The 18,762-nt window shown below is 50.0% G+C and carries 4 protein-coding genes; all 4 read left to right on the top strand.

Annotated features, from left to right (window positions below; translation table 11 throughout):
• Positions 1–30: 30 nt before the first annotated feature.
• The 4 genes from AC5JR3_RS01820 to AC5JR3_RS01805 are packed head-to-tail and all read left to right on the top strand — an operon-like array spanning position 31 to position 18,762.
• A complete protein-coding gene (locus AC5JR3_RS01820) occupies positions 31–4,761 on the top strand; it encodes a type I polyketide synthase (RefSeq protein WP_495842450.1) in 4,731 nt (1,576 codons plus the stop codon).
• Entirely contained in the window at positions 4,758–8,252 is a 3,495-nt protein-coding gene (locus AC5JR3_RS01815; RefSeq protein ID WP_495842448.1) for a non-ribosomal peptide synthetase, read from the top strand. The genes AC5JR3_RS01820 and AC5JR3_RS01815 overlap by 4 nt, the downstream gene beginning before the upstream one ends.
• A 20-nt stretch (positions 8,253–8,272) precedes the next feature.
• A complete protein-coding gene (locus AC5JR3_RS01810) occupies positions 8,273–13,006 on the top strand; it encodes an amino acid adenylation domain-containing protein (RefSeq protein ID WP_495842446.1) in 4,734 nt (1,577 codons plus the stop codon).
• Complete coding sequence (locus AC5JR3_RS01805; protein WP_495842444.1) at positions 13,003–18,762, top strand: amino acid adenylation domain-containing protein; 5,760 nt, start codon at positions 13,003–13,005, stop codon at positions 18,760–18,762. The genes AC5JR3_RS01810 and AC5JR3_RS01805 overlap by 4 nt, the downstream gene beginning before the upstream one ends.

Genomic DNA, 18,762 nt, shown 5'->3' with positions numbered 1-18,762 from the left:
AGATTGAGTGTAGTGAGAAGGGAAAAGCTAATGGATAGTGCAGAAGCATACGATTCAACAGAAGGAATAGCCATCATTGGCATGGCAGGACGTTTCCCTGGAGCCAAAAATCTTGAGGAATTTTGGCAGAATTTGCGCGATGGAGTGGAGTCCATTTCCTGCTTCACGGATGAAGAGTTAATGGCTGCGGGAATAGATTCAGCGGTGTTAAGAGAATCTAATTATGTAAAAGCAGGTGCAGTATTAGAAGACATTGAGTTATTTGATGCTTCATTCTTTGACATTAATCCTAGAGAAGCTGAAGTAACCGACCCGCAACACCGCCTATTTTTAGAGTGTGCTTGGGAAGCCCTGGAAAGTGCTGGTTATGATTCCCAACGATGTGAAAGTCGGATTGGAGTTTACGCTGGGGCAAGCCTGAGTAACTATTATTCCTTTGATTTAAACCGCGATCGCCTGGGTTCGGCGCAATGCTACCAAACGCTCATTGGTAATGATAAAGATTTCCTCACAACCCGCGTTGCTTACAAATTAAATCTCAAGGGAGCGAGTTTTACAGTTCAGAGCGCTTGCTCTACGTCATTGGTGGCGACGGCGATCGCCTGCCAAAGTTTGCTGAATTATCAGTGTGATATGGCGTTGGCGGGTGGGGTTTCAATTCGAGTCCCGCACAAGACGGGCTATTTGTACCAGGAAGGGGGAGCGTTATCGCCTGATGGTCATTGTCGCGCCTTTGATTCCCAGGCTCAGGGAACAACGATTGGCAATGGTTTGGGGGTTGTGGTTTTAAAGCGGTTATCGGAGGCGATCGCCGATGGTGATTGCATTCAGGCTGTGATTAAAGGTTCAGCCATCAACAATGATGGTTCTCGGAAAGTTGGGTATACAGCGCCGAGTGTGGATGCTCAAGCCGAAGCGATCGCCGAAGCGATCATGTTTGCGGAGGTTGAACCGGAAACAATCAACTATATCGAGGCGCACGGTACTGGAACCGCCTTAGGCGATCCGATTGAAATTGCAGCACTCTCCCAGGTTTTTCGCGCCAATACTGAAAAAAAGGCTGGCTGTGCAATCGGTTCGGTTAAAACCAATATCGGTCATTTAGATGCAGCCGCAGGTATCGCGGGACTGATTAAAACGGTTCTCGCCCTCAAACACCAATCCCTACCGCCGACGCTGAATTTCGAGCAACCCAACCCCCAGATTGATTTTGCCAACAGTCCTTTTTATGTCAATACAAAACTTTCCCCCTGGAAAGCGGGGCTGACTCCTCGCCGCGCGGGTGTGAGTTCCTTGGGGATGGGTGGAACTAATGCTCATGTAATTCTTGAAGAAGCCCCAGCGTTACCCGCTTCGACACCTTCTCGTCCTTGGCAGTTGTTGGTACTTTCTGCCAAAACTGAGTCAGCGTTGGAAACGGCGACAACGAATCTTTTACAACACCTCACGCAGCATCCCGAACTGAACTTGGCGGATGTTGCTCATACTCTGCAAGTGGGGCGTAGAGAGTTTAATTATCGTCGAGTGTTGGTATGCCGAGATATTGAGGATGCCGTTAATGCCTTAGAGACGCGAGATGCTCAACGAGTTTTTACCCACGTTCAAGAACCGTGCGATCGCCCTATCGCCTTCATGTTTCCCGGACAGGGGACTCAGTATGTGGATATGGGCAAAGAATTGTACCAGACTGAGGCGACGTTTAAAGAGCAAGTCGATCGCTGTTGTGAGTTGCTCAAACCTTATTTAGGGCTGGATTTGCGACCGCTAATCTACCCTAGTGAATCTGATACTGAAGCCGCAGCCGAGATCAAACAAACGGCGATCGCTCAACCCGCTTTATTCGTCATTGAGTACGCTCTAGCTCAGTTATGGATGTCCTGGGGGATTTCTCCCCAGGCGATGATTGGTCACAGCATTGGGGAATACGTCGCCGCTTGTTTGGCTGAAGTCATGTCTCTTAAAGATGCTTTAGCTCTGGTTGCGGTTCGCGGACGACTGATGCAGCAACTTCCAACAGGAACAATGCTGGCTGTTTCACTACCTGCAAGTGAGGTGGAAGCCCGACTCGATCGCCAATTATCCCTCGCTGTTAGTAATAGCCCAGCCTCCTGCGTAGTGTCGGGAACCCAAGAAGCTATAGATGCTTTTCAAAACAAGTTAGTAGCTCAAGGGATAGACTGTCGCCGCCTGCATACCTCCCATGCTTTTCATTCCCCGATGATGGATGCCATCTTAGAACCTTTTATCGAGGAAGTTAAAAAAGTCAAACTGCATCCTCCTAAACTTCCCTTTGTCTCCAACGTTACGGGAACTTGGATTACAACGGCCCAAGCCACAGAACCGAGTTATTGGGCGCAGCATCTACGCCAAACGGTTCGCTTTTCAGCGGGTATTGCCCAGTTGTTGCAAGAACCGAATCGTATCTTGTTGGAAGTGGGTGCTGGATGTAGCTTGTGTACCTTCGCCAAAAAGCATTTAAATCGGGAAGATGAGCAAGTGGCGATCGCCTCCTTACGCCATCCCAAGCATAAACAGTCTGATGTTGCATTCTTGCTAAATAGCTTGGGCAAGTTATGGCTGTCTGGAGTAGAGGTGGATTGGTCAAGATTTTATACCGATGAGCGCCGCCATCGCCTTCCCTTACCGACCTATCCCTTTGAGCGTCAGCGTTACTGGATTGAACCTCAAAAACGGACGGAGGCGATCGCTTTAACTCCAGAGTCCTTGAGCAAAAAACCGGATATTGCTGACTGGTTCTACCTTCCTGTTTGGAAGCAATCTGTACCTCCTACCCTGCTCGAACAGAGATTAGTAGCACCATGCACACTCGTGTTTGTCGATCAGTGCGGCTTGGGTGAATCGCTGGTAAAACAGCTCGAAATTGAGGGGCGGGATGTAATTACTGTCAGGGCTGGGTCAGGGTTGAAAAAACTCAATAAACGCGAATATACCCTTAATCCCCAACGACGCGATGACTATGAGGCTTTACTCTATGAACTTTTAGCACAAAACAAGCTGCCCAAAACCATTGTTCATTTATGGAGTGTCACGCCTGACACCACAACATTAGAACTTGAATCCCTTGAAGAAAGCCAAGCCAAAGGATTTTACAGTTTGCTGTTTCTAGCCCAAGCCCTTGGGAAACACAACACCACTGATCAGTTTCAAATTACGGTCATCTCCAATAACTTGCAGCCCGTAACAGGGTTTGAACGTTTATCTCCAGAGAAAGCGACTGTACTTGGAGCCGTTAAAGTCATTCCGCAAGAATATCCAAATATTAGCTGTCGCAGCATTGATGTTGAGTTAACCTCTCCCCCAACCCCTCTCCTACGAGGAGAGGGGAGTATTGCTCCTGCTCCCCCCTTCCCTTGCAGGGAAGGGGGGCTGGGGGGGTTAGGTTCGCCCGATCCGAGAGGAACTTGGGAACAGCAAAATCTCACAAACTGGCTGCTAGCAGAACTGACAGCCCAGTCCCCCAACTTACTTATTAGCTACCGGGGTTTGCATCGCTGGGTACAAACCTTTGAACCCGTCCGATTGCATGGAACTCCTAAAAGGACACCAAAACGGTTAAAGGAAGGGGGAGTTTATCTAATTACAGGTGGACTTGGAGGTATTGGGCTGGCTCTGGCGGAATATCTGGCGCAGACGGTACGGGCGAAACTCCTCCTCGTGAGTCGTTCAGCATTGCCCAATCGAGATGAATGGGAAAACTGGCTGGTGACTCACACTGAGCAAGATAGCGTCAGCCGCAAGATTCGCAAAGTGCAGCAACTGGAAAAACTAGGCGCTGAGGTTTTGGTCGTCAGTGCTGATGTCAGTGAACTCGAACCGATGCGAAAAGCGATCGCAACTGCACAGAAGCAATTCGGTCGAATTGATGGAGCAATCCACGCCGCCGGAGTACCTGGAGGCGGCATGATTCAGCGCCAAACGCTGGAAGAAACCGCCAAGATTTTCGCTCCCAAAGTCAAAGGAACGCTGGTTCTTCATGAGTTACTTAAAAATGTCCCCTTGGATTTCTTAGCGATCTGCTCATCACTGAGTTCAATTTTGGGGGGATTCGGACAGGTAGACTACGCCGGAGCTAATGCCTTTCTTGATGCCTTTGCTCACTGGAATTACTCCCAACAAGGCACGTTCACTGCATGTATCAACTGGGATACCTGGCAAGAAGTCGGGATGGCGGTTAATACACCCGTACCACTCAAACTTCAATCCTTGCAGGCAGAAAATCTTAAACAAGGAATTTTACCAAAAGAAGGTGCAGAGGCATTGAGTCGTATTTTGGGGGTTAATCTCCCTCAGATTCTGGTATCAACTCGTAATTTTCAGATGCGGGTTGAGCAAGAGAAAGATTTAGGCGCATTACTGTCCTCGGAAATCTTAGAAACGGCGAACCTACCGGAACCGACGCACTCACGACCTGAGTTAAATAATGCTTACATTGCTCCCAGAAATGAACTTGAGCAAACCCTGGTCAATATCTGGCAAGGATTGCTGGGAATCGAAAAAGTAGGGATTTACGACAACTTCTTTGAGCTGGGGGGCGATTCCCTAATGGCTGTGCGAGTTATTGCTCAAGTTCGCCAAGCCTTTGAGATCGAACTGTCCCTATCAAACTTGTTTGAAAAACCTAATGTGGCGGGTATGGCGGAGTCTCTTAAAATGCGCGGGATTCAAAAACTTCAGTCTTCTATCAGTACGGATGGCGCGATCGCTAATACGGAAGCCGAACGTGAGGAAATAACATTATGAAACCAACAATAGAAGAGTTTCTCTCCGATCTCAGTAGCTTAGATGTCAAGTTATGGGTGGATGGCGACCGCTTGCACTGTAGCGCTCCTAAGGGTGTGTTGACATCAACGTTGCAGGCTCAACTGGCTGAGCGGAAACCGGAAATCCTCACGTTTCTCAATCAATATAATTTTGACCGCCTAAGCGCTCGTTACCAACCTCTGCCGACTCTAACGCCCAATTTAGCGGAGCGACATCAGCCATTTCCCCTGAATGAAATGCAGCAAGCCTACTGGATTGGCAGAAATAGCTTCTTCGAGGGAGGGAATGTTGCCATCCATGTCTATACCGAGATTGAAAGCACCGATTTAGACCTAGAGCGGTTTAATCTGGCATGGCAGAAGTTGGTCGAACGTCACGACATGCTACGAGCGGTTGTGCATTCGGATGGACAGCAACAGATTTTAGAACAAGTTCCGCCCTATCACATTGAACTGTTAGATCTGCGGGGACAAGACTCGGATACTATTGCCTCTAAATTGTCAGCGATTCGCGATCGCTTATCTCACCAAGTTCTACCGATTGACCAGTTCCCCCTATTTGAGATTTGCGCCACTCAGCTCGATGACCATCATTTTCGCCTGCATATCAGCGTCGATGGTTTATGCGTTGATGGCTGGAGCGCTCAAGTTCTTTTGCAGGATTTGGTGAAATTCTACCAAAATCCCCAGATTAACCTGCCTCCTCTAGAGCTTTCCTTCCGAGACTACGTTTTAGAAGAGATTGCTTTCCAAGAATCCCCAACCTTCCAACGCTCCCTAGACTATTGGCAGAAGCGTCTTCCCACATTACCGCCACCACCGGATTTAGTCCTAGCGAAAGCTCCGGGTTCACTGACACAACCTCAATTCAAGAGTTGGGATACGAAACTAGAGCGGGAAATCTGGCAGCCGTTGAAGTTGCGTGCCGCGAAAGCAGGTTTAACGCCCACGGGAATTTTGCTTGCTGCTTATGCTGAGGTTCTGACGCTTTGGAGTAAGAGTCCTCGGTTCACGCTCAACGTGCCGCGTTTTAATCGTTTACCGTTACATCCTCAAGTCAACGACATCATCGGGGAGTTTGCCTCATTTACGTTATTGGAAGTAGACAATTCCAGGCAAGAGTCATTTCAGGATCGAGCCAGACGCTTGCAAGAACAACTCTGGAAAGACCTAGAACACCAATATGTCAGTGGGGTAAGAGTGCTGCGAGAACTGTCCAAAATTCAGGGCAGAACAACAGGAGCGATCGCACCCGTTGTATTTACCACCACGCCTCAAACCGTAGGTAGCCATTTGGATTCCTCAAGAGCCTCCTTATTCAAAGAGTTAGGAGAGGTGGTTTACACCATTAGCCAGACGCCTCAAGTTTGGCTGGATTGTCAATATATGGAGGCAGAAGACTCTCTGTTTCTGAACTGGGATGGCGTGGAGGACATGTTTCCTGCCGGACTGGTGGACGATATGTTTGATGCGTTCTGCCGTCTTTTAAGGCAACTGGCAACTGAGGAAGAGGCTTGGCAGGAACAAAGGCGGCAGTTAATACCGCCCAAACAGTTGGAACAGCGAACAGCCATCAATGACACCGCCGTTCCCATGCCAGAAACGCTGGCTCACACCTTGTTTGCTGCCCAAGTGTCTCAGCGTCCCCAGCAAGCTGCTGTCATTACACCCCACCTTACCCTCACCTACGAAGAGTTGTACCGTCGCTCGAATCAAGTCGGTCATCGGTTGCGGAAATTAGGTGCATTGCCTAACACCTTGGTTGCGATTGTGATGGAGAAAGGTTGGGAGCAAATTGTCAGTGTGATGGGTGTGCTGGCGTCTGGTGCTGCCTATTTGCCCATCGATCCGGGATTACCGAAAGAACGCCTTTGGTATCTGCTGGAGAATGGCGAAGTGAAGTTAGTTTTAACTCAGTCTTACTTGCGCGAGCGCTTAGAGTTCCCAGAGGGAATTCAGTGTCTGTGTTTAGACAACGAGGAGCTAGCTGGTGAAAGCGACCAACCTCTGGAACCCGTCCAAAAACCCGATGATCTTGCTTATGTTATCTATACCTCTGGCTCAACGGGTTTGCCCAAGGGCGTTATGGTGGCTCATCAGAGCGTTGTCAACTTAGCGATTCACACCAATCAGTCGTTTAAGGTGAGTTCTAGCGATCGCGTATTAGCACTCACCGCTCTGAATCACGACCTATCCGTCTATGACATTTTCGGTCTTTTGACAGCAGGCGGAACCCTCGTCATTCCCGACGCTTCAGCGCAACGCGACCCAGCTCACTGGCTCGAATTAATGCAAAAGGAACGGGTCACAGTCTGGAACTCCGTACCTCCGATGATGGAGATGTTGTTAGACTATGCCGCCAGTCGTTCTGACGTGCAGCTTCCAGATTTACGCCTAACATTTCTGGGAGGAGATTGGCTGTCGGTTACGTTGCCTAATCGATTGAAGGCTCTGGCAACAAACGTTCGCCTAGTCAGTATCGGTGGACCAACCGAAACCACAGTTTGGAATATCTGGTATCCAGTGGAAGCCGTTAACCCAGACTGGAAAAGCATTCCCTACGGTCGCCCGATCGCCAACACAAAATACTACGTTTTCAATGAAGCGTTGGAAGACTGTCCTGTTTGGGTTCCAGGAGAACTCTACTGTGCTGGGATGGGACTAGCCAAGGGGTACTGGCGAAATGAAGAAAAGACTCGCGCCAACTTTATCAATCATCCAGTCACAGGGGAACGGCTGTACAAAACGGGAGATTTAGGGCGCTATTTACCAGACGGCACGATTGAGTTTTTAGGACGAGCAGACTTTCAGCTCAAAATTCGAGGCTACCGCATTGAACCTGGGGAGATTGAAGCCGCTTTAGTAGAGCATCCAGCCGTGGAGGCGTCAGTTGTTAAGGCAGTTGGCGAACAGCGAGGACAAGAACGCTTGGTTGCCTATCTGGTTTCAGACCAAGAGCAAGCCCCTGCGGTTGACGAACTGCGAAGTTTCTTGAGGGAAAAGCTGCCGGAATATATGGTTCCGTCTGCGTTCGTCTGGCTGGATACCCTGCCCCTATCTGCAAATGGCAAGATAGACCGTCAAGCTTTTCCTGAACCTGACACAATCATTGCCAAGCCAGAAAAATCCTTTGTGCTGCCTCATACCTCCCTTGAGAAGGTCATGGCAGGCATCTGGTCTGAAGTTCTAGGTGTAGAGCAAATCGGAATTCACGACAACTTTTTCTTGGATTTAGGGGGAAACTCCCTGCTAGCTACTCAGGTTATGGCTCACGTCCGCGAAACCTTGCAGGTTGAGCTACCCCTGCGACACTTCTTCGAGTCACCTACCGTAGCGGAGCAAGTGGCGGTAATTCTCCAAGACTCAGCCCAGCGAGCCAAAGTTGAAGCCATTGCTCAACTGGTGTTGAGTCTTGCTGAACTTTCGGATGACGAAGTGGACAAAATGCTGGCTGAAAAAACACTAAGTTAATCGAGGCATCGTAAACAAAAATGAGTTCTTTAAAGCTTTCTGCTAAACGGCGTGCGCTGCTTGAGGTGTTGCTTAAAGAGAAAGGGGTAGATTCTTCGCCTATTGAACGGATTTCTCGCAGAAACAGTAGCGACCCTGTTCCACTATCCTTTGCTCAAGCAAGGCTGTGGTTTCTCGATGAGTTAATGTCAGGCAGCCCTTTGTTCAATATCTCTACTGCCCTTCGCCTGAAAGGGTCACTCAATGTGGCGGCGTTTGAGCAGAGTTTGAATGAAATCATCAAGCGTCACGAAGCTTTGCGAACCAATGTTGTCAAAGTTGATGGGCAAGCCTTTCAGGCGATCGCACTTACCTCGACCTCAACCTTACCCGTGGTGAACTTGCAGGAATTCTCTGAGGTTGAGCGAGAAGCTGAAGTCTTAAGGTTAGCTCGTGAGGAAGCAAAACGACCGTTTAATTTGGAATGCGATCGCTTACTGCGATCTACATTGCTATGCTTAAACGAAACTGAGCATATAGTCCTGTTCGCCATCCATCACCTTGTTTCCGATGACTGGTCGATTGGGATACTGATTCGGGAACTGACAGCACTTTACGACGCCTTTAACCGCCACCAACTCTCACCACTACCAGAACTCCCAATCCACTATGCGGACTTTGCCCTTTGGCAGCAGCAGTGGTTACAGGGAGATGTACTCCAGAATCAACTCTCCTACTGGAAGCAGCAATTAGGCGATCGCCTTTCCGTCCTCCAGTTGCCTACAGACTACCCCCGACCCGCCGTTGCCAGCTTCCGAGGTGCGAGTCAATCCTTTTCCCTGACTGCCGAACTCACCGAAGCACTGAAGGCACTGAGCCAAAAAGAAGATGTCACGCTCTTCATGACCCTGCTCGCCGCATTCAAAACACTGCTGTACCGCTACACGGGAAGCGAGGACGTTGTAGTCGGTTCGCCCATTGCCAACCGCAACCGAGCGGAAATAGAAGGGTTAATTGGTTGTTTTGTCAATACCCTTGTTCTGCGAACTGACCTATCCGACAATCCCACGTTTCGGAAGTTGCTGCGCCGGGTGCGCGAAGTCACCTTAGGAGCGTATGCCCACCAGGACTTGCCCTTTGAGAAGCTCGTTGAGGAACTCCAGCCAGAGCGAAACCTGAGCTACACGCCTCTGTTCCAGGTGATGTTTGTCATGCAAGACAACGTATCAATGTCTGCCTTGGATCTGTCAGGTTTGACGTGGAATGCTCTAGACATCGACAACGACACCACAAAGTTTGATTTGACTCTGCGCGTCACGGAAGTCGGGGGAAGACTGGTTGGAACGCTGGAGTACAGTACCGACTTATTCGATGCGAACACCATCACCCGGATGACAGGGCATTTACAGACGTTGTTAGAAGGGATTGTTACGAACCCCGACCAATCTCTGAGTACCTTACCGCTGTTGACATCAGCCGAGCAGCAACAGCTTTTGGAGTGGAATCAAACTCAGGCAGACTACCCGACGGATCGACGCATTCACCAGCTATTTGAAGCCCAAGTAGAGCGGACACCTGATGCTGTGGCAGTGGTATTTGAAGACCAACAGCTAACGTATCGGGAACTCAATCAGCGAGCTAATCAACTGGCGCACTACCTGAGAGGGCTGGGAGTGAAACCCGATGTGCTAGTGGGAATTTGCGTAGAGCGATCGCTAGAGATGGTTGTAGGGCTGCTGGCTATCCTCAAGGCTGATGGAGCTTACGTGCCGCTTGACCCAGGCTACCCTCAAGAACGTCTAGCCTTCATGCTTTCAGATTCTCAGGTGCCAGTGCTGCTTACCCAGGCAAGGTTATTGGAGACATTGCCTGCTCATCCAGCTAAAGTAATTTGTTTGGATACAGACTGGGATGCGATAAGCCCTTCGGGCATAGCTTCGCTTACTGCTCAGCAGAGCCAAGAAAACCCAATTAGCAGGGTGACAGCTAACCATCTCGCCTATGTTATTTATACCTCTGGCTCTACAGGCAAACCCAAGGGGGCAATGAACACCCACCAGGGAATCTGTAATCGCTTGCTCTGGATGCAGGATGCCTATCTGTTAACGGAAACAGACCGGGTTCTGCAAAAGACCCCTTTTAGCTTTGATGTATCCGTTTGGGAGTTTTTCTGGCCCTTGCTGAATGGAGCGCGTCTGGTTGTTGCCCAACCGGGAGGTCATCAGGACAGCGCCTACCTAGTCAAGCTGATTGCTACCCAGCAAATCACCACACTCCATTTTGTCCCCTCTATGCTCCAGATTTTTCTGGAAGAGCAAGGACTAGAGGCGTGTACATCTCTCAACCGTGTTATTTGCAGTGGTGAGGCACTACCCAAGGAACTCCAACAACGATTCTTTGCGCGTCTGGATGCGGAACTGCACAACCTCTACGGTCCGACCGAAGCTGCCATTGATGTCACGTTCTGGAAGTGCGATCGCCAAAGCAATTTACCTATTGTCCCCATTGGTCGTGCGATCGCTAATACGCAGATCTATCTACTCGACTGTAAGGGGCAGCTTGTTCCTATCGGCGTACCTGGGGAATTGCACATCGGCGGTAAAGGACTAGCACGGGGCTATCTCAACCGCCCCGAACTGACGGCGGAACGCTTCATCCCCAATCCCTTCAACGACGCACCCGGAAGCCGCCTCTACAAGACTGGCGACCTAGCCCGTTACCTCCCCGATGGCAACATTGAGTTTCTCGGTCGTATCGACCACCAGGTAAAAGTCCGGGGCTTCCGCATTGAGTTGGGAGAAATTGAGGCTGTTCTGGGGCAACATCCAGGAGTGCGGGCGAATGTGGTTGTCGTTCGTGAGAATGAACCCAATTCTAAGCGATTGGTAGCTTACACAGTCCTCGATCCAGAGCCGACACTCACGATTACTGACCTGCGCCGCTTCTTAGAGGAAAAGCTGCCCAATTATATGGTGCCTTCTGCCTTTGTAATTTTAGAAGCATTGCCGCTCTCACCCAGCGGTAAGGTGGATCGTCAGGCACTACCTGACCCTGACACAGGCAGATCCGAGCTAGAAAAAACCTTTGTGCCACCCCGTACTGCCGTCGAGCAAGTGCTAGCCAGAATCTGGAGCGATGTTCTGAGACGGGAGTCGGTTGGAGTAGAAGATAACTTCTTTGAACTAGGTGGGGATTCTATCCTCAGCCTTCAAATTATTTCCCAAGCTAATCAGGCAGGTCTTAAGCTTGCCCCCAAGCACCTGTTTCAGTACCAGACAATTGCCGAGTTAGCCGCAGTGGCAGGTACGAACCAGACACCGCAGGCAGAACAGGGCTTAGTAACGGGTATAGCGCCTCTTACTCCTATCCAACACTGGTTTTTTGAGCAGGAGCTTCCAGAACCGCACCACTGGAACCAAGCCGTTTTGCTGGAACTGCGGCAAGCACTGAACCCAGAGGTATTAGATAAGGCAGTGCAGTCTCTGCTAGTACACCATGATGCACTCCGTTTGTGTTTTGAGCAGCAGGCATCCCGTTGGCAACAAGCGATCGCTGATTTTGTCAAAACCGTACCCTTAACACGGGTGGATTTGTCGGCGCTGTCGGAATTGGAGCAGGGAGCGGCAATTGAAGCGGCAGCAGCCCAATTGCAGGCTAGCTTAAACCTGTCAGAGGGTTCCTTAGTGCGGGTCGCTTTGTTTGACCTTGGAGCTAACAAACCGGGGCGTTTGCTACTCGTCATCCACCATCTGGTGGTGGATGGTGTCTCGTGGCGGATTTTGCTGGAGGATTTACAGATGGCTTACCAGCAACTCAGTCGTGGGGAGAGCGTTCATCTACCCTCGAAGACAACCTCTTTCAAGGATTGGGCAGAGCGACTGACAGAATATGCAAAATCGGGAACGCTAGAGCAAGAGTTGAACTATTGGCTTGCCGAATCCGGCACGCGAGTCTCCCCGCTACCAGTAGACTATCGGTCGGGTGACAACACCGAGGCTTCAGCCCGCACCCTATCGGTGTCGCTTAGCGCAGAGGAAACCCAAGCTCTGATACAGGAAGTACCGCAAGCCTACAATACCCAAATTAACGACGTGCTACTAACTGCCTTGGTGCAAGTTTTTGCCCAGTGGACGGGTTCGCCGTCTCTGCTCGTTGACCTAGAGGGACACGGGCGAGAGGAACTCTTCGAGGAGGTGGATCTCTCGCGCACGGTAGGTTGGTTTACGACTGTATTTCCCATCCTGTTGAATCTGGAGGAGACTTCCCATCCAGGGGAGGCGTTGAAATCAGTCAAGGAACAGCTACGCCGCATTCCCAATCGAGGTATCGGCTACGGTCTGCTGCGCTATCTTAGCGATCGCGCGGACATTACGACAAAACTGCGCGAACGTCCCCAAGCTGAGATACTTTTCAACTACCTGGGTCAGGTCGATCGCGTTTTGTCAGGATCGCCTCTATTTCGACTGGCAAACGAGTCTAGTGGATCTGCTCATAGCCTCAAGGGAAGTCGCGGCTATTTGCTAGAAGTCAACGGGTTGGTGGTGGAGAACCAACTGCAATTGCATTGGACGTACAGCGAGACGATTCACAAACGAGTCACCGTTGAGAGGCTGGCAGAAAGTTTTGTGGAAGCGTTGCGATCGCTCATTGCTTACTATCAGTCTCCTGATGTAGGCGGCTTTACGCCTTCAGACTTCCCACTGGCACAGCTTGGACAAGACGAACTCGATGCAGTATTGGGCATGGTTGAGTTTGAAGGAGGAGCAACCCGATGAGTGTCAAAACGATTGAAGACGCATATCCTTTATCGTCTCTGCAACAGGGGATACTGTTCCACAGCCTTTACGCTCCATCATCTGGGGTATATGTCGAACAAATGAGCTTTGACCTTTCTGGAAGGTTGAACGTTTCGGCATTTACCCAAGCTTGGCAGCAGGTGATAGATCGGCATTCAATCTTACGAACTGCCTTTGTCTGGGAAAAGGTTAAGAAGCCGTTGCAAGTCGTGGGGCGGCATGTGAAACTGCCCTGGGAAGAACACAACTGGCAGGGAATTTCCCCCATAGAGCAACAAGAACGGCTGAAGAATTTACTACAAGCAGAGCGAAGGCAAGGCTTTGAACTGTCCAAGGCTCCGCTGATGCGCCTAACCCTGATCCAGCTAACAGAGGCTACCTATCACTTGATCTGGAGCCATCACCATTTACTGCTCGATGGCTGGTCTACTCAATTAATCTTTAAGGAAGTCATTGCTTACTACGAAGCCTTCTGCCAAGATCAGCAACTCTCGTTAGAACGCCCTCGTCCTTACCGCGACTACATCGCCTGGTTACAGCAACAGGACTTGTCTCAGGCAGAAGCGTTTTGGCGGGAGAAGTTTAAGGGTTTTACAGCTCCGACACCGTTAAGCGTAGACCAGGTTTTTCGGAAGTTGCCCGACCAGAAGGAAGACTACGAGGAGCAGGAAATTAGGCTATCAACCAGAACAACAGCAGCATTACAGTCACTAGGACAACAGCAACATCTAACGCTGAATACCTTAGTGCAGGGAGCTTGGGCTTTGCTTTTAAGTCGCTATAGCGGTGAGGAAGACGTGGTATTTGGGGCGACCGTCTCTGGTCGTTCCTCTGCCCTAGCCAAAGTAGAGTCTATGGTGGGACTGTTTATTAATACCCTACCGATACGAGTGCAGGTGGCTTCTGAAGAGTCTCTTGTGACCTGGCTACAGCAACTCCAAGCTCAACAAACTGAGGCACGTCAGTATGAGTACAGTCCGCTAGTGGATATACAGGGGTGGAGTAATGTCCCCAGGGATATGCCCCTGTTTGACAGTATTGTGGTTTTTGAGAACTACCCCGTAGAGGCGCACCATAGGGAGCGCGTCGCAGAGCTAGAGATTGGTAATGTTCGTGCGTTTGAAAAGACGAACTATCCTCTAACCTTTGTCGCGTTACCTGGTTCGGAGTTGGTACTGAAGATTTTGTACGATTGCCGTCGGTTTGATAGTGCAACCATTACCCGAATGTTAGGTCACTTCCAAACCGTGCTGGAAAGCATGGTTGCCAATCCAAAGCAGCGCCTTTGTGAATTATCGCTGTTGACCGAAGGCGAACGGCAGCAACTGCTAGAAGAGTGGAATGATACTGAAGCTGAATATCCTCAAGATCGATGCCTTCACCAACTCTTTGAGGAGCAAGTTGAGCGATCGCCTGATGCCATTGCCGTAGTCTTTGAAGACCAACAGCTAACTTACCGAGAACTCGACCAACGAGCCGATCAACTAGCGCACCACCTGCAAATGCTGGGTGTGAAACCAGAGGTGCTGGTAGGAATTTGCGTGGAGCGCTCTTTGGAGATGCTTATCGGCCTCCTCGGCATTCTCAAAGCTGGCGGCGCTTACGTCCCTCTAGACCCTGCCTATCCTAAAGAGCGATTGGCTTTCATGTTGGAGGATGCTCAAGTTTCGGTGCTGCTGACGCAACAGCGGCTTTTAGAAATACTTCCCGAACACAGAGCGGAAATAATTTGTTTGGATGCTGATGGGGAAGCAATAAAAGCCGATGATTGCAGCTTAATCGAAAATTCACCCCCCCAACCCCCCTTAGCAAGGGGGGAGTATAAGAAACAGCGTTTATCGTTGGGGGACACAGGGGGGTCAACGGGGGGAGTCAAAAGCCTAAATTCTTCCAACTTGGCGTATGTAATTTATACCTCTGGTTCAACGGGCAAGCCTAAGGGCGTACAAATTTCCCATCGTGCGCTGGTTAACTTCCTCTGTTCCATGCGTCTTAAGCCAGGATTGACCAAGCAAGATAGACTCCTTTGTGTCACCACGCTATCTTTTGACATTGCTGGTTTAGAACTTTACTTACCTCTGATTGTTGGTGCGCGTGTGGTCATCGCTAGTCGGGAAGTAGCGGCTGATGGCAGGCGGTTGTCAGAGCTGCTCACTCACTCTGGCGCTACAGTGATGCAAGCAACACCTGCGACTTGGCGACTGCTGTTAGCGGCTGGGTGGCAGGGTGACAAGACGCTCAAAATACTTTGTGGGGGTGAGGCTTTATCGCGGGAATTGGCGAATCAGTTGCTGACTCGCTGCGATTCTCTATGGAATCTGTACGGCCCAACAGAGACTACCATCTGGTCTACCCTCTATCAGGTGAAGTCTGGAGATGGGTTAGTTCCTATTGGTCGTGCGATTGCCAATACTCAAGCTTACATACTAGACCACTGCTTGCAACCTACTCCTATTGGAGTTCCCGGCGAACTGTACATCGGTGGAGCGGGGGTAGCCCGTGGCTATCTCAATCGCCCTGAATTAACTGCCGAACGGTTTATTTCCAATCCCTTTCAAAGAGGCGGAGGAGCGGGGGAGCAGGGGAGCAGGGGAGAATACCTCTACAAAACTGGAGACTTGGCGCGTCATCTCCCTAATGGAGACATCGATTACTTAGGGAGAATTGACCATCAGGTAAAAATTCGCGGCTTCCGCATTGAACTGGGAGAAATTGAGACGGCGTTGGCGCAATACCCAGGCGTGGAACAGGCAGTTGTTCTGGCTAGGGAAGATAGCCCCGGACTCCAGCGCCTAGTTGCCTACATTGTCCTTCATGAGCAATCCCCCAATCCAAAATCCCACCCCCCCATCCCCCCCTTATTAAGGGGGGAGCAAAATCCAAAATCGAATGAACTGCGGGAATTCCTGAAAAAGCAGCTACCTGACTACATGATTCCTGCTGCCTTTGTGCTGCTTTCTGCTCTACCACTGACACCTAATGGTAAAGTAGACCGCCGTGCCTTACCCGCGCCAGACACAAGGATGCTGGCAGGGGAAACGGACTTTGTAGCACCTCGAACCCCGGTTGAGGAAGTACTGACAAACCTTTGGGCAGAAGTCCTCAACCTAGAACGAGTTGGCATCGACGATAATTTCTTTGAATTGGGAGGACATTCCTTACTCGCTACTCAGCTAATCTCTCGGATACGGGATACGTTTCAGGTGGAGTTGCCCTTGCGCTGTCTATTTGAATCGCCAACTATAGCCGAACTGAGTCAAGGAATTGAGGCAACCCGTCCAACCCAATTGGAACAGCAAATACCGCCCCTAGTACCCGTTTCCCGTTCTGGGGAGTTGCCCTTATCCTTTGCCCAAGCGCGGCTGTGGTTCCTCGATCGCATTGCTCCCGGTAACTCTGCTTACAATATTTCTGCTGCCGTGCGCCTGACTGGCGTGCTGAACGTGCCAGCATTGCAACAGAGTTTTAACGAAATTGTCCGCCGCCACGAAGCCTTACGCACTACCTTTGCGATGGGGAACGAGCAACCGATTCAGGTTATCGCTCCTAGCATGACTCTACCGCTACCGATAGTAGATTGGCGCGAGTTACCCGAAGCCGAGCAACAGGTTGAAATTCAACGGCTGGCGGTGGAGGAAGCTCAACGCCCCTTCGATTTGGAGCAAGATCTATTACTGCGAGCAACGCTGCTGCAATTAGGCGAAACTGAGCATATTCTGCTGTTGACGATGCACCACATTGTTAGTGATGGCTGGTCAATGGGGGTACTCGTCCGGGAAGTCGCAGCACTCTACAAAGCATTTACCAGGGGGGAACCTTCACCCCTCCCAGAACTGCCCATTCAATATGCAGACTTTGCTGTGTGGCAACAGGAATGGTTACTCCGGGAAGCATTGGATGCTCAACTAAGTTACTGGAAGCAGCAGTTGGGTGGCGCTCCTTCCCGGCTGAAGTTACCCACAGATCGCTCGCGTCCTGAAGTTCAGACGTTTCGAGGTGCTACCAGTCGCTTTGTACTTCCCAAAGACTTGAGTGATGCGATCTGCGCTTCGCAGCAGCGCTTCGCTATCGCCACCCTCAGCCGCCAGGAAGGAGTTACTCTATTCATGCTCCTGCTGGCTGCCTTTCAGACGCTACTGTCCCGCTACAGCAATCAAGACGATATCGTTGTCGGCACCGATGTCGCCAACCGCAACCGCAGCGAACTAGAACCACTCATTGGTTTCTTCGTCAACCTTTTAGTCTTGCGTACCGACTTATCTGGCAACCCCAGTTTCCGGGAGTTGCTGCGTCGGGTGCGCGAAGTCACGTTAGGAGCCTATGCTCACCAAGACGTGCCCTTTGCGAAGTTGGTAGAGGCTCTAGGTGCAGAGCGAAATCTCAACCATACTCCCCTATTTCAGGTGTTATTTGTCCTCCAAAATGCCCCCATGCCCAGTTTGGAGCTTTCCGGGCTTACCCTCACCCCGATTGAGGTTGAAACCGGAACGGCGAAGTTTGATTTAGCTCTGTTTATGGAACAAACGGAGCAAGGAATTGTTGGGACTTGGAACTACAGCACCGACCTTTTTGATGACTCAACCATCACTCGGATGTCAGGTCACTTTGAAATGCTATTGAGCAGCATTGTTGCCCAACCCGATACCCCTATTAAGACACTAGAAATGCTCTCTGAAACCGAAAAGCAACAGCAACTTTTAGCACAAGAACAACGCAAAAAGACCAAGTTCAACAAATTTAAAAGCGTTAAACCCAAAGCTGTAAGTTTGCCTCAAGGAGACTTAATTAAAACTGATTACCTGACCCCAGGGGAAACGTTACCTTTAGTAGTCCAACCCACTGACGGAGAAATTGATTTTGTAGATTGGGCGAAAAGCGATCGCGAATTTATAGAAACCCAGTTACTCAAACACGGAGCGATTCTCTTCCGAGGCTTTAGTGTTAATTCAGCATCGGAATTTGAAACGGTTGCTCAAGCCATTTGTCCGGAGTTATTCGGTGAGTATGGCGACTTACCACGGGAAGGCGTTGGCGGAAAAGTTTATGCTTCTACTCCTTATCCGGCAGACAAAGCCATTTTGTTCCATAACGAAAGTTCTCACCTGCAACGTTTTCCTCTAAAAATTTGGTTTTTCTGCGTCCAACCCGCGCAGCAAGGTGGAGAAACGCCAATTGTAGATTGCCGGAAGATGTATCAACTTCTCGATCCAAAACTGCGAGAAAAGTTGGCTAATAAGCAGCTGATGTATGTCCGCAACTACATCGAAGGGCTAGATGTAAGCTGGCAAGACTTTTTTAGAACCACAGATAAAGCAGTGGTTGAAGAGTATTGCGACAAGGCGGGAATTGATTTTGAATGGCTTCCAGGGAAGGGGTTAAGAACTCGCCAAGTTCGACCCGCGATCGCCAAACACCCAAAAACTGGTGAACTGGTCTTTTTCAATCAAATTCAGTTGCATCATCTATCCTTCTTAGACTCAGCCGTTCGAGATTCTCTGTTGTCGCTGTTTGGGGAAGAAAAGCTACCACGTAATGTTTATTACGGCGATGGTTCTCCTCTTGAAGAATCAGTTATCCAGGAAATTAATGAAATCTATCAGCAGTCGCAAATTAGTTTTCCTTGGCAGAAAGGAGACATCCTCATGTTGGATAATTTGTTGGCCGCCCATAGTCGCAATCCTTATGTTGGTTCGCGAAAGATTGTAGTAGCAATGGGGGAAATGATAAATCTTTAA

The organism is Kastovskya adunca, from assembly GCF_059505785.1.
This window is presented reverse-complemented; position numbering and strand designations above follow the sequence as displayed.